At 64.0% G+C, this 18,221-nt stretch carries 22 protein-coding genes; 9 read left to right on the forward strand and 13 right to left on the reverse strand.

The features are described 5' to 3' along the window. Positions 1 to 21: 21 nt before the first annotated feature. From G7077_RS02215 to G7077_RS02235, 5 genes are all read left to right on the forward strand, one after another. The gene (locus G7077_RS02215; RefSeq protein ID WP_166410300.1) at positions 22 to 2,085 is read left to right on the forward strand and encodes a M13 family metallopeptidase; all 2,064 of its coding nucleotides are present in this window, start codon (positions 22 to 24) and stop codon (positions 2,083 to 2,085) included. Between the two features lie 172 nt (positions 2,086 to 2,257). After that, the gene (locus G7077_RS02220) at positions 2,258 to 3,907 is read left to right on the forward strand and encodes a histidine kinase famiy protein (RefSeq protein ID WP_166412264.1); all 1,650 of its coding nucleotides are present in this window, start codon (positions 2,258 to 2,260) and stop codon (positions 3,905 to 3,907) included. A 32-nt stretch (positions 3,908 to 3,939) separates the two neighbouring features. Next, entirely contained in the window at positions 3,940 to 4,278 is a 339-nt protein-coding gene (locus G7077_RS02225) for a DMT family protein (protein ID WP_166410301.1), read from the forward strand. 62 nt (positions 4,279 to 4,340) lie between these two features. After that, on the forward strand, positions 4,341 to 4,781 hold the full coding sequence (locus G7077_RS02230; RefSeq protein WP_166410302.1) for a DUF2231 domain-containing protein: 441 nt from the start codon (positions 4,341 to 4,343) through the stop codon (positions 4,779 to 4,781). After that, positions 4,778 to 6,100 (forward strand): PQQ-dependent sugar dehydrogenase, encoded by a 1,323-nt coding sequence (locus tag G7077_RS02235; protein WP_206367666.1) that lies wholly within the window; start codon positions 4,778 to 4,780, stop codon positions 6,098 to 6,100. Before G7077_RS02230 ends, G7077_RS02235 begins: the two co-directional genes overlap by 4 nt. Here G7077_RS02235 and G7077_RS02240 read toward each other — a convergent pair. Next, the gene (locus G7077_RS02240; protein ID WP_166410303.1) at positions 6,097 to 7,251 is read right to left on the reverse strand and encodes an acyl-CoA dehydrogenase family protein; all 1,155 of its coding nucleotides are present in this window, start codon (positions 7,249 to 7,251) and stop codon (positions 6,097 to 6,099) included. The genes G7077_RS02235 and G7077_RS02240 overlap by 4 nt on opposite strands. 183 nt (positions 7,252 to 7,434) lie before the next feature. Beyond that, positions 7,435 to 7,596, reverse strand: coding sequence for a hypothetical protein (locus tag G7077_RS02245; protein WP_166410304.1), 162 nt, complete (start codon positions 7,594 to 7,596; stop codon positions 7,435 to 7,437). A 192-nt stretch (positions 7,597 to 7,788) separates the two neighbouring features. Here G7077_RS02245 and G7077_RS02250 point away from each other — a divergent pair, with 192 nt between their 5' ends. Then, a complete protein-coding gene (locus tag G7077_RS02250; protein ID WP_166410305.1) occupies positions 7,789 to 7,941 on the forward strand; it encodes a hypothetical protein in 153 nt (50 codons plus the stop codon). Between the two features lie 19 nt (positions 7,942 to 7,960). Here the strand turns inward: G7077_RS02250 and G7077_RS02255 are convergent, their stop codons facing one another. Then, entirely contained in the window at positions 7,961 to 8,395 is a 435-nt protein-coding gene (locus G7077_RS02255) for a c-type cytochrome (RefSeq protein ID WP_166410306.1), read from the reverse strand. 139 nt (positions 8,396 to 8,534) lie between these two features. Here G7077_RS02255 and G7077_RS02260 point away from each other — a divergent pair, with 139 nt between their 5' ends. Further along, on the forward strand, positions 8,535 to 9,677 hold the full coding sequence (locus G7077_RS02260) for a thiolase family protein (protein ID WP_166412266.1): 1,143 nt from the start codon (positions 8,535 to 8,537) through the stop codon (positions 9,675 to 9,677). A 5-nt stretch (positions 9,678 to 9,682) separates the two neighbouring features. Continuing rightward, positions 9,683 to 10,462 carry a phytanoyl-CoA dioxygenase family protein gene (locus G7077_RS02265; RefSeq protein ID WP_166410307.1) on the forward strand — a complete coding sequence of 260 codons (780 nt, stop codon included), beginning with the start codon at positions 9,683 to 9,685 and terminating at the stop codon, positions 10,460 to 10,462. Here G7077_RS02265 and G7077_RS02270 read toward each other — a convergent pair. The 10 genes from G7077_RS02270 to G7077_RS02315 all read right to left on the reverse strand — a co-directional run bounded on the left by G7077_RS02270 (position 10,459) and on the right by G7077_RS02315 (position 17,663). Next, complete coding sequence (locus G7077_RS02270; RefSeq protein ID WP_246167310.1) at positions 10,459 to 10,935, reverse strand: SH3 domain-containing protein; 477 nt, start codon at positions 10,933 to 10,935, stop codon at positions 10,459 to 10,461. The two genes, G7077_RS02265 and G7077_RS02270, sit on opposite strands and share 4 nt — an antisense overlap. Then, entirely contained in the window at positions 10,935 to 12,341 is a 1,407-nt protein-coding gene (locus G7077_RS02275) for an NAD(P)H-dependent flavin oxidoreductase (RefSeq protein WP_166410309.1), read from the reverse strand. Before G7077_RS02275 ends, G7077_RS02270 begins: the two co-directional genes overlap by 1 nt. A 133-nt stretch (positions 12,342 to 12,474) precedes the next feature. Then, complete coding sequence (locus G7077_RS02280) at positions 12,475 to 12,912, reverse strand: glycine zipper 2TM domain-containing protein (RefSeq protein ID WP_166410310.1); 438 nt, start codon at positions 12,910 to 12,912, stop codon at positions 12,475 to 12,477. A 93-nt stretch (positions 12,913 to 13,005) separates the two neighbouring features. Next, positions 13,006 to 13,863, reverse strand: coding sequence for a carboxylating nicotinate-nucleotide diphosphorylase (gene nadC, locus G7077_RS02285; protein ID WP_166410311.1), 858 nt, complete (start codon positions 13,861 to 13,863; stop codon positions 13,006 to 13,008). Between the two features lie 37 nt (positions 13,864 to 13,900). After that, entirely contained in the window at positions 13,901 to 14,749 is an 849-nt protein-coding gene (locus tag G7077_RS02290; protein WP_166410312.1) for a metallophosphoesterase family protein, read from the reverse strand. A 69-nt stretch (positions 14,750 to 14,818) separates the two neighbouring features. Beyond that, the gene (locus tag G7077_RS02295; protein ID WP_166410313.1) at positions 14,819 to 14,983 is read right to left on the reverse strand and encodes a hypothetical protein; all 165 of its coding nucleotides are present in this window, start codon (positions 14,981 to 14,983) and stop codon (positions 14,819 to 14,821) included. A gap of 16 nt (positions 14,984 to 14,999) precedes the next feature. After that, complete coding sequence (locus tag G7077_RS02300) at positions 15,000 to 15,515, reverse strand: NUDIX hydrolase (RefSeq protein ID WP_166410314.1); 516 nt, start codon at positions 15,513 to 15,515, stop codon at positions 15,000 to 15,002. Then, entirely contained in the window at positions 15,512 to 16,186 is a 675-nt protein-coding gene (locus G7077_RS02305) for a TPM domain-containing protein (protein WP_166410315.1), read from the reverse strand. The genes G7077_RS02300 and G7077_RS02305 overlap by 4 nt, the downstream gene beginning before the upstream one ends. Continuing rightward, positions 16,180 to 17,031: a TPM domain-containing protein gene (locus G7077_RS02310; RefSeq protein ID WP_425505310.1), complete on the reverse strand. Its 852-nt coding sequence runs from the start codon at positions 17,029 to 17,031 to the stop codon at positions 16,180 to 16,182. Before G7077_RS02310 ends, G7077_RS02305 begins: the two co-directional genes overlap by 7 nt. A gap of 44 nt (positions 17,032 to 17,075) precedes the next feature. Then, positions 17,076 to 17,663, reverse strand: coding sequence for a LemA family protein (locus tag G7077_RS02315; protein ID WP_166410316.1), 588 nt, complete (start codon positions 17,661 to 17,663; stop codon positions 17,076 to 17,078). 92 nt (positions 17,664 to 17,755) lie between these two features. Here G7077_RS02315 and mscL point away from each other — a divergent pair, with 92 nt between their 5' ends. Further along, complete coding sequence (gene mscL, locus G7077_RS02320; protein ID WP_166410317.1) at positions 17,756 to 18,178, forward strand: large conductance mechanosensitive channel protein MscL; 423 nt, start codon at positions 17,756 to 17,758, stop codon at positions 18,176 to 18,178. Positions 18,179 to 18,221 lie beyond the last annotated feature (43 nt).

The following is an 18,221-nucleotide window of genomic DNA, read 5'->3' on the forward strand; positions in this document are numbered from 1 at the left end:
ACAATGTTGGAGATCAAGCCCATGAAGCGCAGCGCGCTCTTTCTCGTCGCATCCTCCCTCGCCCTCGCTGCCTGCGGCAGCACCGGAACGGGCACCGCCACCGAACAGGCGCAGGGTACAGAGGCCGGCATCGTGCCCGCTTCGATGGACAAAAGCGTCAAGCCCGGCGACGACTTCTTCGCCTACGCCAACGGCAGTTGGGTCAAGAACACCCAGATTCCCGAAGACCGGTCAAGCACCGGCGCGTTCCTGATCGCCGATCAGGAGCGGGAACGGCAGACCAAGGAGCTGTTCGACGGCCTGCTGAAGTCCAATCCGGACGCGAACAGCAACGAAGGGCGCATCGTCAATTACTACAATGCCTACCTGAACACCGACGCGATCGATAAGGCAGGGATGGTCCCGGCCAAGGCAGACATGGACGCGATTGCCGCCATCGCCGATGTACGCGCGCTAAGTTCCTACATCGGCGGCACGCTGCGCGCCGATACCGACCCGCTCAACTCAACCAATTACCAGACGGAAAATCTGTTCGGCATCTTCGTCACGCAGGGGCTGAACACGCCAGGCGAAACCCTGCCCTATCTGATGCAGGGCGGGATCGGACTGCCCGAGCGCGAATATTATCTGTCCGGCGAGCATGCCGCCGTTCTGCCCAAGTACAAGGCCTATATCGCGACCGTACTGCAGGCGGCGGGCTACCCCGATCCGCAGGGCGCGGCGGGCCGGGTCATGGACCTGGAAACCAAGATCGCCCAGGCGCATGCCACGCGCGAGGAGAGCGAGGATTTCTCCAAGGGCGCACAAGTTTGGTCGCGCGCCGAGCTTGAGCAGAAGGCACCGGGGATCGACTGGGGCGCCCTCTTGAACTCGGCGCAGCTCGGCCAGGCGCAGAAGTTCCAGGCCTATCATGCCACCGCAATCCCCAGACTGTCTTCGCTGGTCGGATCACAGCCGCTCCAGAACTGGAAGGACTGGCTGGTCTTCCATACGCTCAACCAGCAGTCGAACGTGCTTCCCAAGGCCATTCGAGACGCCAGCTTCGCCTTCAACGGCACCGAACTGTTCGGCACACCGAAGCAGCGGCCACGTGACCAGCTCGCCCTCAACAGCGTCAGCAACAATCTGCAGGACGCAGTCGGCAAGGCCTATGTCGACAAATATTTCCCGGCCTTGGCCAAGAGCCAGGTCCAGGGCATGGTCGACAACATCAAGGCCGCCTTCGCCAAGCGCGTCCAGGCGATCAGTTGGATGGCGCCGAGCACCAAGGAAGAGGCGCTAAAGAAGGTGCAGTCGATCGTCGTGGGCGTTGGCTATCCGGATGCGTGGCGGGACTATTCGTCGCTCACCATCGGCAACGACGCCTACGCCAACCAGAAGAATGCCGGGCTTGCCGAATATCGGCACCAGATCGCCAAGATCGGCAAGCCGATGGACCGCAACGAATGGTGGATGCCCCCTCAGCTGGTGAACGCCGTCAATCTGCCGGTGCAGAATGCACTGAATTTCCCGGCGGCGATCCTGCAGCGTCCCTTCTTCGATCCCAAGGCCGACGCCGCTTTCAACTATGGCGCGATCGGCAGCGTGATCGGGCACGAGATCAGCCACAGCTTCGACAATAATGGCGCATTGTTCGATTCCACCGGACGGTTGCGCAACTGGTGGACCCCTGCCGATTTCGCGAAGTTCCAGGAAGCCGGAGCGGCGCTTGCAGCGCAGTTCGACCAGTATGAGGCCCTCCCCGGCCTTCATGTGAACGGCAAGCTGACTCTGGGCGAGAATATCGCGGACGTTGCAGGCCTTGCCGCTGCCTACGACGCCTACCGAGCCTCGCTCGGCGGCAAGGAAGCACCGGTGATCGACGGCCTGACCGGCGACCAGCGCTTCTTCATCGCTTATGCGCAGGCCTGGGCGACCAAGATGCGCGACGCCACGCTACGCAATCGGATCGCGACCGACGGCCATGCGCCAGGACAATATCGCGCGCTCACCGTCCGCAACCTCGATCCCTGGTATCAGGCGTTCAATGTTCAACCCGGCGAGAAGCTTTACCTGACCCCCGACAAGCGCGTGAAGGTCTGGTAACGGTACAAATGTCGTATCCTTGACACTTGTTTAGCGTTCGCAACAACTTGCGCGGCTCTGAATAATTGTTCAGAGCCGCGCCTGCGTGGCTGACGAGAATCAATCCCAAGATGTCGATCAAACCGGGCTGGCGGCCGGCATTCCGGCCCAGGGCTCGGCAGACGTGGGCGCCATGGAGCCGCTGGGCCGACCCGGGCTTCACCATTGGCGCGAAAGCACCATCACCAATGCCGATCTGAACGATCGCGGCGGAGTCTTCTTCGCGGCGATCGAGATGACCCGGATGCCGATGATCCTCACGGATCCGAACCTGCCGGACAATCCGATCGTTTTTTGCAACAAGGCCTTTCTCGACCTCACAGGGTATGAGGAGGGCGAGGTACTCGGCCGCAACTGCCGCTTTCTCCAGGGTGCGCAAACCGATCGCGGTCAGGTGGCGGAGCTTCGCGAAGCGATCGCGCGCAACGGCTCGATCGCGCTCGAGATCCTCAACTATCGCCGCGACGGATCGCCCTTCTGGAATGCCGTGTTCATCGGGCCGGTCTACGATACCGATGGCAAGCTACTCTACTTCTTCGCAAGCCAGCTGGACGTCACCCGCCGCCGCAACACCGAGCAGTCGTTCCGCCAGGCGCAGAAGATGGAATCGATCGGCCAGCTGACCGCCGGCCTCGCCCATGACTTCAACAACCTGCTGCAGGTCGTGAACGGCAATCTGGAGCTGATTTCGACCGCCAAGGATCCCGACCGGCTTGCCCGCTACGTCGCCTCGGCCCAGTCGGCCGCCGAACGCGGGGCGAAGCTTACGCGTCAGCTACTGGCCTTTGCCCGCAAGACCCGGCTTGAACCCAGGCCGACCGACCTGTCGCACCTCGTCACCGATTTCAGCGAAATGCTGGAAAGCACGCTGAACAAGCAGGCCGACCTGCACCTCAGCCTTCGGCGTGGCCTGCCCCACGTAACGGTCGACCCCGACCAGCTTGAAATGGCGCTGCTCAACATCGTCAACAATGCGCGCGACGCGATGCCGAACGGCGGCCTGATCACAGTCAGCACGTCGCTGCTGAAGCTCAACGGGAATGCCGAGGCCTTCGACCTTGAGCCGGGCGACTATATCGTGCTCGAAGTAGCGGACGAAGGCGAAGGCATGGACGCCGACGTGCTGGAGCGCGCCACCGAACCTTTCTTCACGACCAAGGGCGTGGGTCAGGGCACCGGGCTTGGACTGGCGATGGCCAGCGGCTTCTTGCGTCAGTCGGGCGGACGGCTCGATATCCAGAGCAAGAAGGGCGAGGGCACCTCCGTCCGGATGATTTTCCCGATAACCGGGCCGGCAACGATTGAAGGGAAGTCGGAGCCGAAGGACAAGGTCGAGGGCACCCGCGGCCAGTCGGGCACCGAGCATGTGCTGGTGGTCGAGGATCACGACGAGGTGCTGAGCCTCGCCCGAGAGATTTTGGAGAGCGCCGGATACAAGGTCAGCACCGCCATCAGCGGCGAGGCGGCGCTTCGGCTGTTCGAAGAGATCCACCCGCAGGATCCGGTGCACCTCCTCTTCACCGACCTCGTCATGCCGGGCGGCATGAACGGCCTCGCCCTCGTCGACGCAGTGTGCGAGCGCGACCCTTCCGTCTCCATTCTGATGACTACCGGTTATAACGAGGAACTGGTGGTCAACGGCCCGCGCAAGCGCGCCACGGACGTGCTCAGCAAACCCTATCGTCGCTCCGAACTGCTGGACCGGGTGCGTCAGGCGCTCAACCGCCACGGCGAGGACGGCCCGCGCCGCAACCCGTCGGATTTCGGCGCCGCGCAGGCCTGACCATTTCGCGCCGTCTGAGCTAGGGAAGCGCGATGCCCACGATCGCGCTGCTCATCCTTTCCAACATCTTCATGACGGTGGCCTGGTACTGGCACCTCAAGGGCGGGATGAACAAACCCATTCTTGCTGTGGTCCTGATCAGCTGGGGCATCGCGCTTGTGGAATATTGCTTCGCGGTTCCCGCCAACCGCCTCGGCTACGCCAATGGCTGGAGCGGCGCCCAACTGAAGATCGCGCAGGAGGCGATCACCCTCACCGTCTTCGCCGGATTCATGGTCGCGGTGCTCGGCGAGCCATTGCACTGGCGCCACCTTGCCGCCTTCGCCTGCATCATGGCGGCGGTGGCCTTCCTGTTCTGGGGTAAGCCTTAAGGCCCGCAGGGGAACCCGCAGGTGCTGTGCTCGTAGTGTCAGCACCTGTGAGGAGAGGACTGATGTCCCTGGACGCTTCCGCGCGCCGCCCGTCCCGCCGCGGTGCGCACCCTGTCACGCCGATGCTGCTTCCCGTCCCAATCCTCTGCTTCGTCGGGGCGCTGATCGCAGACTGGGCCTACACGGCCTCGCCCGACATGCTGTGGATCGACTTTTCCTCCTGGCTGCTGATGGCTGGACTGATCGGGGGCGGGCTGGCGATCGCCGCACTTGTCGTGAGGCTGGTCCGGGCGCATGCGGATCGCGGAGCAATCGGCCTTCCACTGGTGCTGCTCGGTTCCGCCTGGATCGTCGAGCTGGTCAACAGCTTCATCCATACGCGCGACGGCTGGACGGCCGTGGTCCCGACGGGGATCATCCTTTCCGCCATCGGCGTCATCCTCTCGCTTGCCGCCGGCTGGACGTGGCAATCCATCTCGCATCGCGAAGGAGCTGTCCGGTGAAGCGGCTCCTTCTCCTCTCCGCCGCAGCTCTGTCGCTCGCCGGCTGCGGCAATAGGCAGCAAAGCGACCCGAGCCGCACCTACGGCCCGAACCCCGAACTCGCCGAACCTCACGAGAAGCTCGTTTCGGACGTCGGCGTGTTCGAAGTCGTCGGCTGGAAGCCGGGTGAGACGCCCACCGTCCCTTCCGGCTTCCGCGTCCAGCCGCTTGCGACCGGCCTGTCGAACCCGCGCACGGTGCTCCCGCTCGCGAACGGCGACGTGCTGGTTGTCGAATCGAAAAAGGAAGGCGGCGAGCCGGTTCAGCGGCCCAAGGACCCGATCCGCGACTTCATTATGTCCCTGTCGCACGGCAAGCCGAAGGGCGGGCAGAAGCCGCCGCCAAGCAACCGCATCACCCTGGTCCGCGATGCCAACGGCGACGGTCGCGCGGACGGCCAGACGGTGCTGATCGACAAGCTGAACAGCCCGTTCGGGATCGCGGTCATCGGCAACTACCTCTATGTTGCCGCCACAGACGCGATCCTTCGCTATCCGTTCACGCCCGGCCAGACGCGCATCACCGCCCCGCCTGTCAAGATCGCCGACCTTCCCGCCGGCCCGATCAATCATCACTGGACCAAAAGCCTGACGGCCAGCCCCGACGGATCGCGGCTCTATGTAGGCGTGGGCTCCAACAGCAACATTCTCGAGCGCGGCGTCGAGGCCGAGGCGAACCGCGCCGCCATCCTCGAGGTCGATCCGCAAACCGGCCTTTGGAAGGTCTTCGCCAGCGGCCTCCGCAATCCCAACGGCCTCACCTTCTACCCCGGCAGCAACACGCTGTGGACGGTGGTCAACGAACGTGACGAGCTCGGCCCCGACCTGGTACCCGATTACATGACTTCGGTTCGTCCCGGTGCTTTCTACGGCTGGCCCTACAGCTATTTCGGTCAGCACGTGGACCCGCGTCCGCGCCCGCAGCGTCCCGATCTCGTCCGCAAGGCCGTGTCGCCCGACTACGCGCTTGGCGCCCATGTCGCCGCGCTTGGCCTGACCTTCTACACCGGCGCCACCTTCCCCGCTTCGTTCCGCGGCGGCGCCTTCATCGGGGAGCATGGCAGCTGGAACCGAAAGGCGCCGAGCGGCTACAAGGTGGCCTTCGTCGCCTTCCAGAACGGCAAGCCCGTCGGCGCCCCGCAGGATTTCGTCACCGGCTTCCTCAAGGATGGCAAGGCCCGCGGCCGCCCGGTGGGAGTCGCCGTCGACCGCACCGGCGCCCTGATCATTGCCGACGACGCCGGCAACACGATCTGGCGGGTCAGCTACGCGGGTCGCTAAGCGGCGCCCACCAGTTCCCGCCCGATCAGCATCCGGCGGATCTCGTTCGTGCCTGCGCCGATGTCGAGCAGCTTCGCGTCCCGATAGTAACGCTCGACCGGCCAGTCCTTGGTGTAGCCCGCCCCACCCAGCGCCTGCACGGCTTCTTCAGCCACGCGCACCGCATTTTGCGACGCCAGCAGGATCGCGCCCGCCGCATCGAAGCGCGTCGTCCGACCGGCATCGCAGGCCCTCGCGACCTGGTAGACGTAGGCGCGCGCCGAGTTCAGCGCGACGTACATGTCCGCAACCTTGGCCTGCATCAGCTGGAACGAGCCAACCGCCTTGCCGAACTGCTTGCGCTCGCGAATGTAGGGCAGGACCGTGTCGAGGCAGGCCTGCATGATCCCGAGCTGGATTCCAGCCAAGACCGTCCGCTCATAATCGAGGCCGCTCATCAGCACCTCGACGCCCTTGTTCTCCTCGCCCAGCACGTTTTCGGGCGGAACAAAGCAATCGTCGAACACCAGCTCGTTGGTGGGGCTTCCACGCATGCCCATCTTGTCGATCTTCTGCCCGACCGAGTAGCCGGCCATACCCTTTTCGATCAGGAAGGCAGTGATGCCGCGGCTGCCCTCGCCGGTTTTGGCGTATACCACAACGGTATCGGCATAAGCACCGTTGGTGATCCAGAATTTGGTGCCGTTCAGCCGGTAACCATTGCCACTTTTGTCGGCCTTCAGCTTCATACCGACCACGTCACTGCCCGCCCCAGCCTCGCTCATCGCCAGCGCACCCACATGCTCTCCGCTGATCAGGGGCGGCAGATACTTCGCCTTCTGATCCTGGTTGCCCCAGCGCCTGATCTGGTTGACGCACAGGTTGGAGTGCGCGCCATAGCTCAGCCCCACCGAGGCGGAGGCTCGCGCCACCTCCTCCTGCGCGACGACATGCTCCAGGTAGCCGAGCCCGAGCCCGCCCCACTCCTCCTCTACCGTGATGCCGTGCAGGCCAAGCTCGCCCATCTGCGGCCACAGTTCCTGCGGAAAACGGTCGGCCTCGTCGATCTCGGCGGCCAGCGGCGCAATCCGCTCGGCGGCGAACCGCTGCGTGGTTTCCCGGATCGTCTCGGCCATCTCACCGAGGTCGAACTCCAGCCCGTATTCGGACATGTCACTCTCCTTTGCCGTGCAGCTAGCAGAGGGCGAGCGGGGCGGAAACGGGTACTAGGAGACGGTCCTCCCATCCGAGAGGATGAAAAGCGAGGTGACGAGGAAGCTGCTGACGGCGAGTGCCCAGGGGTTCCCGGCCAGTTTGGCCAACATGCGCGAAACGAACATCGGATCGATTCCTGATCAGGCGAAGATGTCGGGCCGGAAGAAGAGCTCGTAGATCGCGTTCAGCATCCCGAAGGTGCCGAGCGTCGTCACCGCCATGATGCCGTAGATCCTGGCGGTTAGTCGCCCCACGTTCTCGCCCGTGGGTTTCCGGCCATTGCTGAAAGGTTCGCGGATCATCGGCTGCTTCTTCGGGTCCAACTGGTGAATGATGCGAAGGCGATTGAAGCAGCGACGTTTCAGGGCAGTGCTGGTAGCGAATGTGAATTGTTTCATTTGTCACAATCGGCGCAAATACGGATGGGGTTCTCGTCGCCGAAGCTAAGAAAACCGGAGCCTTTACGCAGCGGTTGCAGATGTTAGGACTAGATCATGTCCGGCTTAGAACAGATCGGCCTTGTGCTGCTCATATTGGCCCTGCTCGCCTTGCCCGCGATCGGAACGGTCGTTCAGCGGCGTGTGGATAAAGAGGCCGACGAAGCTCCGGTTCGCAGCGACCGGTCGGACACGAGGCACGAGCGCTGAAACTCAGCGCGTATAGCGACTAGCCCCGTTCGGCGCTGATCGTTGCGGGCGTTAGGCTGGACACGGGCGCCGTGGGTGCCGCCGTCAAGGGCTTCGTCGCGCCACGGTGACAGGTGAAGCAAGTCACCTTCATCTGGCTCATGTCCTTGACGCCGAGGTCCTGAGTGTTGATCCGGTGCACCATCCGCATCATCGCGCGGGCAATCTGCTTTTCTTTCTTCGCGTCGGAAGCGAAGTCCATCGTCGGCGGCGTGCCCGCGTGGCAATGCGTGCATTTGACCCCGAGGGCGGATGAAAAGGTTTTCATCACCTCCATCAGCTGTGGCCGCGGCATATCTTTGGGCAGGACCTGAAGGTTCTTCGGCGCCGGCGGAGCACCGGTCGGTTGTGCGGCGGCGACCGAGAATGCGAGGGCACCCGCGGATGCGGCGAGAACGAGCGAGGACCAGTTCATTTCGGAAGGCTAACATGAGCTTACCTGTTTGAACAATGGGGTCGAGCCGACTATCTGGCAGGCAACTTCTTGGAGACGCGACCCACATGGCCACCACCCCAACGACCCGATCGTCATCCTCTCCTATGCGCGCACGCCGATGGGCTCGATGCAGGGATGCCTCGCCGATGCCAGCGCAACCGATCTTGGCGCCACCGTCGTCAAAGCGGCGGTCGAGCGCGCGGGCGTCAGTGGCGAGGATATCGACCGGATCTACATGGGATGTGTGCTTCCTGCAGGACTCGGCCAGGCTCCGGCCCGGCAGGCAGCGATCAAGGCCGGGCTGCCCAAGTCGGTTCAGGCGACCACCGTCAACAAGGTTTGCGGATCGGGCATGCAGACGGTGATCATGGGCGCTGAAGCGCTGAGCGCCGGCAATGCGGACGTGATCGTCGCCGGCGGCATGGAGTCGATGACCAATGCGCCCTATCTGCTCAAGAAGCATCGCTCCGGCGCGCGCATCGGCCACGATACGGCGTACGACCATATGTTCCTGGACGGGTTGGAAGACGCCTATGAGGAAGGCCGCGCGATGGGCAGCTTCGCTCAGTGCACCGCTGACGAATATCAACTGACCCGCGAGCAGATGGACGAATTCGCCATCTCCTCGCTGACCCGCGCCAAGGAAGCAATCGAGAGCGGCGCTTTCGCCGACGAGGTCGTGCCAGTCACGATCACGAGCCGCAGGGGCGAAACGGTTATCACCACCGACGAGGCGCCGGGCAAGGTCAATCCCGAGAAGATCCCGGGCCTCCGCGCTGCCTTTGCCAAGGAAGGCACGATTACGGCGGCGACCAGCTCCTCCATTTCCGACGGTGCCGCCGCCGTGGTGCTGATGCGTGAAAGCGAAGCGCGGGCGAAAGGCCTGACCCCCGTTGCCCGGATCGTAGCCAGCGGCGCCCATGCGCAGGAGCCAGCGGAGTTCACCCTCGCCCCCATCGGCGCGATGAACAAGGCGCTGGAGCGCGCCGGCTGGAGCGTCGGCGACGTCGACCTGTTCGAAGTCAACGAAGCCTTCGCTTGCGTTGCAATGTTTGCGATGCGCGACCTCGGCATCCCGCACGACAAGATCAACGTCCACGGCGGCGCCACCGCGCTCGGGCACCCGATCGGCGCCAGCGGCACCCGCATTATCGTGACGCTGCTCAACGCCCTCAAGCAAAAGGGCGGCAAGCGCGGCGTTGCCAGCCTTTGCATCGGCGGCGGCGAAGGCACGGCGCTGGCCGTGGAGCTCGTCGACTAACTGCCTTGACCCTATCGCAGGACGACATCGCCGCTTTTGAGCGGGACGGCTTTGTCGTCTTGCATGAGGCGTTTTCGAGCGAACTTGCGGAGCATTGCCGCTCGGTGCTTTGGCAGGCTCTCGGCCTAAGCCCCGAGCGACCCTCCGAGTGGACCGAGCCGGTCGTCCGCCTTGGCCAGTTCGCGGGTCCCGTCCGCGAGGCAGCGAATACGCCCCGCCTCCATGCCGCCTACGATCAACTCGTTGGCGCTGGCAGGTGGCTTGCACCGCAGACTCTGGGCACATTCCCGATCCGCTTCCCTTCGGCAACGGCCGCTGTCGACACCGGCTGGCACATCGATGTCAGCTTCGGGACCGAACACCCGGATTTCATGCAGTGGCGCGCCAATGTGAGGTCGCGCGGGCGCGCCCTGCTCATGCTGTTTCTGTTCACCGATGTCGGAGAGAATGACGCGCCCACCCGGATCAGGGTGGAGTCGCACCGCCGTGTCGCGCGCTTACTTGCGGATGCGGGCGAAGAAGGCCTGACGCTTGGAGAGATGGTCGCGGCGGACTTCGGTGGAACGGCCGACTGCAGCGAGGCCGTAGCCGTCGGACCTGCGGGAACGGTCTACCTGTGCCACCCATTCCTGGTGCACGCGGCGCAGGACCATCGCGGCTCGAACGTCAAGATGATGGCCCAGCCGCCGCTGTTACCATCACGAGGCGCGCTGCGTCTCGAGCGGGACGTTGGCGACTATTCACCCGTTGAGCGCGCCATTCGTAACGCGCTGGGTGAAGCCTAGTCTACGACCTCATCGGGCGCGACGCCCCAGATGTCGGCAACGCGAATATAGCCGTCGCGCTTGCCGATCTGGATGTGGCACCAACCGGAGCTGCATTTCTCGATCTTGCCGACAACACCGGCTTGCGCACGGTAACGGAGCTTGGCCCCGTCTGAAGGCTGCGACAGGATCGGGCGTGGTTCGCCGGGCTTGACGATGGCGCTGCGGCGGTCGGACAGCATGGTCGACAGCATCCACCCCTTGGTGCCGTCCGGATCCTGGATCAGCCGCCAGCTTTCGTAGCGCTTGAGCACCCGAACCGGAAGGTCGCGGCGCTTGTAGAGCCATATGCCTGGATAAGTGCGCGCGGGTCCGGTCCGCATCATCGCCTCGCCGCTGGCCAGCGATGCCCAATAGGGCACGGGCTTGTCCTGCGCGGCAGCGGACGCCGCCAGCGACAGGGCAACTACCGTCAACGCCCCCTTGCGCAGCATCACGCCCCCGTCAGAATCCGGTCGACGAGCTGCTTCACGGTCGGCACAAAACCGTTCGAATAGAATGGGTCCTGCTTGAAGCGGTAAGCCGCGTGACCGGCGAACATCAGGTTCTGGTCGACAGGACCACCGTGCGCGATATCCTGCAACGTCTTCTGGATGCAGAAGCTGCGCGGGTCGGCGAGGCGGCCTGTCGAGTTCTTCTCATTGTCCGCCCAGGACGAGAAAGCACACTGGCTGAGGCAGCCCATGCAGTCGGCCTGGTCACGGCGGATGATCGCCGTCTCTTCCGGCTGAGTGAACACCAACGTGTCGTCGGGAGTCTTCAGCGCATCGGTGTAGCCCGCCGCGTGCCACTCGCGGGCGTGCTGGAGATCGCCCTTGGTGACCCAGTAATTCTTGCGGGTGCCGACACCGACGTCGAGTGTGAACTGGTGATCGCCAACCGGCTCTTTAGTGAAGGCGATCTGGCGCCCGCTGCGGGCTTCGAGCGCGCGCAGAAAGGGGGTCTTCACCGCGGAGGAGTAGAAGCCGGTCGGTGAAAATTTGTGCAGGAGGACGTCGCCCTCCTCCAGATCCATCAGGCGCGCCTTCCACTCGGGCGGGATCGGGCTTTCCTGGGTCAGCAACGGCCGGGTACCGAACTGAAAGACAATCTGCCCAAGCTCGGGATTGTCGATCCAGTTCTCCCACTCGTCGAGGCGCCAGACGCCGCCGGCCATGACGATGGGCACGGTATCGGCAATGCCGCCTTCGCGCATCACATCGCGCAGTTCCTTGACGCGTGGATAAGGATCCTGCGGCTTGCGCGGATCCTCGGCATTGGACAGGCCGTTGTGCCCGCCGGCGAGCCATGGATCCTCGTAGACGACGGCGCCGAGAAGCTCCGCGACCTTGGAGTAAGCGCGCTTCCAAAGGGCGCGAAAAGCGCGGCCGGAAGAGACGATCGGCAGGTAATTGACGCCATATTGCGCCGCGATCTCGCTGAGCTTGTACGGCATGCCGGCGCCGCAGGTGACGCCGGTGACCAGCCCCTTGGTGCGCTCCAGCACGCCATGAAGGATCGGCTGCGCGCCGCCCATTTCCCACAGCACGTTGATGTTGATGGCGCCCTTGCCGCTGGCGATCTCATAAGCCTTTTTGACCTGTGCGACGGCGCCTTCGATCCCGTAATGGATCAGCTCTTCATGGCGCTGGCGGCGGGTCATCCCGCGGTACACCTGAGGGATGATGCGGCCTTCAGGATCGTAACTATCGGCGTTGACGGCGCTGACGGTGCCAATGCCACCGGCGGCCGCCCAGGCACCCGAGCTCGCGTGATTGGTGGCGCTGACGCCCTTACCGCCTTCGACCAGCGGCCATACCTCACGGCCGCCGTACATGATGGGCTTCAGCCCCTTGAACAATGTCGCTCTCCTGTTGTCGCGGGCGCTATATAAGCGGGGCGCCGCGATTGCTGCAAAATTCGACGGTATAACGGTGCAACGAAAGAGGGCCGGAGATTGCTCCCCGGCCCTCGTTCACTGCTCGCTGCTGCGATCAGCAGCGATTTTTCGCGACCTGGCTGCCGACGATTGCGCCAAGCGCACCGCCGATAAGCGCTCCGCTAGTGCCGTTGTTGTTGCGACGACCGTAATAACCGTAGCGGTTTCGGCCGGTGCTGTTGGCGACCTGCGATCCGATCACCGCGCCGGCGATGCCGCCGACCACCGCGCCCGCCGTGCCGTTGCCGCCACAGCGGTAGCCGTTACCGTAGTAGCTGTTGCCGTAATAGCCGTTGTTGTAGCCGCCGCCGTAGTAGGGCTGGCTATAGCCACGGCCATAGGTGCCATACCCGCCGTAGCCGCCACCGTAATAAGGCTGGCTGTAGCCGCGGCCGTAGCCGCCGTGATAGCCGCCATATTGGGCGTTGGCAGTCGCGGGGATCGCCGCCAGGGCTGCACCGGCGCTGAGCGCGACAAGAGCCTTCTTGAACATCGATTCACTCCTCGATTCTCGGCGGCCGGTACGCGGCCGTCATGTGAGGAATGGTGTGCGCGTTTGCCCCTGTCGTGGGCGTGAATGGCGCCGTCAGCTTGGCGACAGCACGTAATCGAGGCCGATGTCCACGGCCGGTGCCGACTGGGTGATACGGCCGACGGAGATGAAGTTGACCCCCGTTTCCGCGATCGCGCTTATGGTGTCGAGATTGACTCCGCCGCTTGCCTCCAGCGGAACGCGTCCGTTCACCAGCGCAACCGCCTCGCGAAGCAATGCTGGAGCCATATTGTCGAGCAACAGTCGATCGGCGCCGGCGGCAAGCGCCGGCTCGATCTGGCCGATGCGATCGACCTCGACCTGCACCTGAAGGCCGGTGTTGGCGGCCCTTGCGGCGCGTACCGCCTCGGCAACGCCGCCACACACCGCGACATGATTGTCCTTGATCAGGACGCCGTCGTCGAGGCGCAGGCGATGGTTCTGCGCCCCGCCCATCCGCGCAGCATATTTTTCAACCAATCGCAGGCCCGGAACCGTCTTGCGGGTGTCGAGCAGGACCGCGCCTGTCCCGGCGATCGCGTCAACGTAACGCCGCGCCATTGTAGCAATGCCCGACAGATGCTGGAGCGTATTGAGCGCCGACCGCTCGGCAGTGAGCATCGCGCGGGCATTGCCCTGCAGCCGCATCAGCACCGCGCCGCGCTCCGCTTGCTCGCCGTCATCGAAGGCGACCTGGATGCTGACGGTCTCATCCAGCCTGCGAAAGAATGCCGCGGCGATGCCGATCCCCGCAACCGTGATCGGCTCCCGCGAACGCATGACCGCGTCGAACCGTGCATCTGCGGGGATGGTGGCGGCGGAGGTCACGTCCCCACCTGCCCCGAGATCCTCAGCAAGCGTTCGCGTCAGGAAGTCGTCGAGGTCGAAGCCCATGTCTGCCAATGTCGTCATGGGCATGCTGTAGGGCGCCGCTTAGCGCGCGAAAAGGTCAGTGGACCTCGTCGACCACCGGGGCATCGATCCCCGCGCGCCACTTGCCGTCCTGCCTGCGGTAGCGCTTGGCCTGCTGCGCCTCGAAGCGGTCGCCGGCCCAGCCGAAAACGGTTAGGACGATCTCGTCGCCCTCGATCTCGATCCGATTGAAGCTCTGCTCCTCGTCGCGAACGCGAACGGACGTTGCCGTGCCGGCCTGGACGACAAGGGTACCGCCCGCGCGGGTCACGAGGTCGCTGGCGTCCTGCGACGAGGCACGATGATTATGGCCGGCGAGAACCAGATCGACCCCAAGTTCCTCCACCGCGTCGAGCGCCAACTCCTGCCGCCCGATGGCACGGCCAAGCTCCGGCCCATCGCCGACCGGCAGCGCGAACAATGGATGATGGGTGACCAGTACCCGCGTCCAATCAGGATTGGTCCGCGAGAAGCTTTCGCGCACGAAATCGATCTGCTCGTGGCTGATCCGGCCATCCTTGAAGGTCAGCGACCGCGCCGTGTTGATGCCGAGCACGGCAACGCCCGGCAGGTCGAACGAGGGGCACAGCGTATCGTCGATGTAACGCTTGTAGCGGGTCAGCGGCGACAGGAAGCGGCGAAAGACGTCATAGAGCGGGATGTCGTGATTGCCGGGGACCGCGAGCACGTCGTGGCCAGAATCGCGCAATCGCCCGAGGAAGGCGCAGGCCTGTTCGAACTGTTCGGTACGGGCGCGCTGGGTGAAGTCGCCCGATGCGACCACCAGGTCGGGCTTCTCTTCATCGATTCGGACAGCAACCGCTTCGACAAGGCGGTCGTCATGAGCTCCGAAGTGGAGGTCGGACAGGTGGATCAGCCGGGCCATGAACCGCAGAACGCACCCAGGCTGAACAGGTTCAGCCGGCCGGAAAGATCAGTAGGCTTAAGCTTGAGCTTACTTATTTGGTGCCGGACTCGTCGTCGCCGGCGCTTCTGCACCCTGCTTGTCGAGGTCGGCGGCCGCGTCCGCCCCTATGTCGATCGCGGCCTGACGCTCGGCGGCCGGCGAGACGCAGCCAGCGAGCGTCAAAACGATGATCGTCGAAACAAGAAGACGCATGATCAACCTCGTCCGGCTAGAAGTTCAGGAACAGGAGCAGCTTCACGTCGACTGCGCAGCCTTCGACGCGTTTCTGTTCAAGGAAGGCCGGAATGTCGGCGCGGGCGACCAAGTGAACCTTGATGTCCTCATGCTCGGTGCCGCCTCCTTCGCCCGACTTTGTCACGCCTTCGACCCGAACCAGGCTGAAGCTTTCGGTGACCATGCCTGGGGAGGCGTGAAAGTCGCCCAGGCGCGTGACGGATGTGCCGGTGTAGCCGGTCTCTTCCTCCAGCTCCTTGACCGCTGTGCCTTCGACAGTGGCGTTGCGATCCTCGTCGCCGACGAGGCCTGCGGGCAGCTCGATGCAGCGCCCTCCGACCGGCATCCGGAACTGCTCGATCAGGATCACCTTGCCCTCCGTTTCGGCGAGGATGACCACGGCGCGCACGTCGTTGGTGCGGCTGACATATTCCCAACGGCCGCGACGGAGCGCGCGAACATATTTGCCCGCCCACATCACTTCGACGGGCTTGTCTGAATCTTCGATCATAGTTCGATGAGCTTGTCCGGAATCTCGTTCTGATCGTCGTCCGAGCGGGGGAAATGATCTGCCAACACCGTCCCAACGCGCTCGATCGCGGCAATGATCCCGTCGGCGGGACGGCCCGCCTTAACCTCGACGATCAGTGCCGCCATCGCCTCGCCCCAGGTGTCGGGTGTGGTGACGGCGGTGATCGCCTCATCGGCGACGATCTCGGCGCGGTGCTCGCCTTCGGACAGGTAGATAAGGACTCCTGTCCGGCCCACGGTCCTTCGTTCGGTCGCCGCCTTGAACAGTGCGACGGCCCGGCGACGTACCCGCCGCGTCTTAGTCGCGCCCGGTGTCAGGGCTAGCCGAAGCGGCATCCACTTCATTATGTAGAGCGCAACCAAGAATTTCAGCAACGCAAGGCCGAGAAGAAGGGTCAAAAGCTCGCGCATGGTCGGGGGCACGCTCCAGCCTCTGAGCAAGGTCCAGCCCAAATCGAGCAGCCACGGCCACACCGCGACGCTGGCCAGGGTCAGGAAGAGTATCAGGACCGCATAATGCAGTCCGACGTCATGGTAGGCGTCGCTCCGGTCGGCGCTGATCGCCAGAATTTCGCCGTTGCTCTTCGCCTCGGCGGCCGCGATGGCGGCACTCACCCGCGCGTGGTCGGCCTCACTAAGGTTCATCACCATCCCCCTGATGCGCCCCCGCCGCCGAACGAGCCGCCGCCGCCGGAGAAGCCGCCGCCACCGCCTCCTCCCCAGCCGCCGCCACCGCCGCCAAATCCTCCGCCGCCCCAACCGCCGCCGCGGGACGACCGGCTGAATTCATTAAGGCCCCACAGCACGACCCAAGGGTCCACGCCGCCGCGCCCGCGACGATATCTGCGCTTCCGCCCACCCGCAGCACGCAGCAGCGGAAGGATCACGAAGAAGAAGATCAGGATCAGGAAGAAAAACGGAAAACCGCCCCGGCCGTTCGATCGCTGACGCTGTTCCTGCTGCACCTGTGCCTGCGCTGCGTTCTTGGCGGCTTGGTCCGGAGGCAGGCTGATCGTCTTGATGATCTCGTCAGCGCCCGCGATCACACCGCCCGCCATGTCCCCTTCCCTAAACCGCGGAAGGATGGCGTTGCGGATGATCACGCTCGACACGGCGTCGGTCAGGAAGACGCGGGCACCATAGCCGGTCTCGATTCGGACCTTCTTCTCATTGGGGGCGACCAGCAGGATGACGCCGTCGTCGCGCTTCTCGTCACCGAGCTTCCAATATCGGCCCAGGCGGTAGCCGTAATCTTCGATCGTGCGCCCTTCGAGGCTGTTTACCGTCGCTACGACGAATTGCCGCCCTGTTTGGGCAAACAGCGCTTCGGACTTCGACTTGAGGTCGAGTTCCTGCTCCGGCCGGAGCAGGTCCGCCTGGTCAACGACCGGGCTGGTGCCGCGCTCCGGGAAAGTCTGCGCCGACGCGGGGGCAGCCGCGAACATCAACAGCGTCACCGCGAGCGCAGCTAGGCAATCCAGAACTCTTCGGTGGATCGCCACGTCGCTGCGCTCCTCGCGATGACTGCGGTGGATGTCGATCAGCTCGCGTTGAAATCGACCGTTGGCGCGTTCTGCGCCCCGGCTGCCGCCTCGAACGGTACCTTGGGCTTGGCGCCGTAGAAGATCTTGGCACCGATTGCGTCGGGGAAGGTTCGGATGCGGGTGTTATAGCCCTGCACCGCCTCGTTATAATCGCGCCGACCGACGAGAATGCTGTTTTCCGTGCTCTCGATCTGGCTTTGCAACGTCAGGAAGTTCTGGTTGGTCTTCAGCTCCGGATATGCCTCCTGCAGCCGCTGGAGCGACATCGTGATCTGGTTCTGCGCTTCGTTGAAGTTGCGCACCTTTGCGGGATCGTCGAGATCCCCGGGGCTGAGCTGGATCCGGCTGGCATTGGCGCGGGCGTTGGTCACCTCGACCAATACGCTCTTCTCCTGCTGGGCGGCGCCCTTCACCGTGTTGACGAGGTTGGGAATGAGGTCCGAGCGGCGCTGATATTCGCTCTGGAGGTTGCCCCAGGCGGCATTCACCTGCTCCTCGGCGGTTGGCACGCTGTTGAGGCCACAACCGGCTAGCGAAAGCGCCACCAACGGTGCAAACAGGCCAAGGCGTCGAACTGCGGTCATTCATCCCTCCATGCGTCGCGTTGCGTATAACTATGAGGGCAGCCGCAAGGTTTCAATATGCTGTTTTATGACAGCAATACAGTGGAGACCCTATGCTGAGCGAGTTTCGAGCCTTTATCGCCCGGGGCAATGTGCTGGACCTGGCCGTTGCGGTGATCATTGGCGCCGCCTTCGCCACCATCACGACCAGCCTCACGGAAGACATGATCATGCCGGTGGTCGGCGCGATCTTCGGTGGACTCGGTTTCTCCAGCTACTTCACGCTGCTGGGACCGGTACCGGCCGATTTCGCCGGCGATCCCCAAAGCTATGCGGATCTCAAGAAGGCCGGCGTGGCGGTCCTCGGCTGGGGGCAGTTCGTCACCGTGGTGATAAACTTCCTGATCCTGGCCTTCATCATCTTCCTGCTGGTGCGGTTCGCGAACAAGGCGACGCGGCGGGAGCCAGACGCACCCGCGGGTCCGACGGAGATCGAGTTGCTCGCCGAGATCAGGGACGAATTGAAGCGGCGATGAGGAACGTGGAGGCTTGGTACCTGCGCTTCGGGAAAGGTCCGAG

Origin of the sequence: Sphingomonas piscis (assembly GCF_011300455.1) — a bacterium.
Lineage (GTDB): Bacteria > Pseudomonadota > Alphaproteobacteria > Sphingomonadales > Sphingomonadaceae > Sphingomicrobium > Sphingomicrobium piscis.

Bases quoted from the DNA above. Each gene is read 5' to 3' on its own strand.
- G7077_RS02290 (WP_166410312.1), bottom strand. From the start codon at position 14,749: ATGGCCCGGCTGATCCACCTGTCCGACCTCCACTTCGGAGCTCATGAC.
- G7077_RS02230 (WP_166410302.1), top strand. From the start codon at position 4,341: ATGTCCCTGGACGCTTCCGCGCGCCGCCCGTCCCGCCGCGGTGCGCAC.
- G7077_RS02295 (WP_166410313.1), bottom strand. From the start codon at position 14,983: ATGCGTCTTCTTGTTTCGACGATCATCGTTTTGACGCTCGCTGGCTGC.
- nadC (WP_166410311.1), bottom strand. From the start codon at position 13,863: ATGACGACATTGGCAGACATGGGCTTCGACCTCGACGACTTCCTGACG.
- G7077_RS02280 (WP_166410310.1), bottom strand. From the start codon at position 12,912: ATGTTCAAGAAGGCTCTTGTCGCGCTCAGCGCCGGTGCAGCCCTGGCG.
- G7077_RS02240 (WP_166410303.1), bottom strand. From the start codon at position 7,251: ATGTCCGAATACGGGCTGGAGTTCGACCTCGGTGAGATGGCCGAGACG.
- G7077_RS02255 (WP_166410306.1), bottom strand. From the start codon at position 8,395: ATGAACTGGTCCTCGCTCGTTCTCGCCGCATCCGCGGGTGCCCTCGCA.
- G7077_RS02305 (WP_166410315.1), bottom strand. From the start codon at position 16,186: ATGGTGATGAACCTTAGTGAGGCCGACCACGCGCGGGTGAGTGCCGCC.
- G7077_RS02220 (WP_166412264.1), top strand. From the start codon at position 2,258: ATGGAGCCGCTGGGCCGACCCGGGCTTCACCATTGGCGCGAAAGCACC.
- G7077_RS02215 (WP_166410300.1), top strand. From the start codon at position 22: ATGAAGCGCAGCGCGCTCTTTCTCGTCGCATCCTCCCTCGCCCTCGCT.
- mscL (WP_166410317.1), top strand. From the start codon at position 17,756: ATGCTGAGCGAGTTTCGAGCCTTTATCGCCCGGGGCAATGTGCTGGAC.
- G7077_RS02260 (WP_166412266.1), top strand. From the start codon at position 8,535: ATGGGCTCGATGCAGGGATGCCTCGCCGATGCCAGCGCAACCGATCTT.
- G7077_RS02300 (WP_166410314.1), bottom strand. From the start codon at position 15,515: ATGATCGAAGATTCAGACAAGCCCGTCGAAGTGATGTGGGCGGGCAAA.
- G7077_RS02245 (WP_166410304.1), bottom strand. From the start codon at position 7,596: ATGATCCGCGAACCTTTCAGCAATGGCCGGAAACCCACGGGCGAGAAC.
- G7077_RS02270 (WP_246167310.1), bottom strand. From the start codon at position 10,935: ATGCTGCGCAAGGGGGCGTTGACGGTAGTTGCCCTGTCGCTGGCGGCG.
- G7077_RS02315 (WP_166410316.1), bottom strand. From the start codon at position 17,663: ATGACCGCAGTTCGACGCCTTGGCCTGTTTGCACCGTTGGTGGCGCTT.
- G7077_RS02225 (WP_166410301.1), top strand. From the start codon at position 3,940: ATGCCCACGATCGCGCTGCTCATCCTTTCCAACATCTTCATGACGGTG.
- G7077_RS02250 (WP_166410305.1), top strand. From the start codon at position 7,789: ATGTCCGGCTTAGAACAGATCGGCCTTGTGCTGCTCATATTGGCCCTG.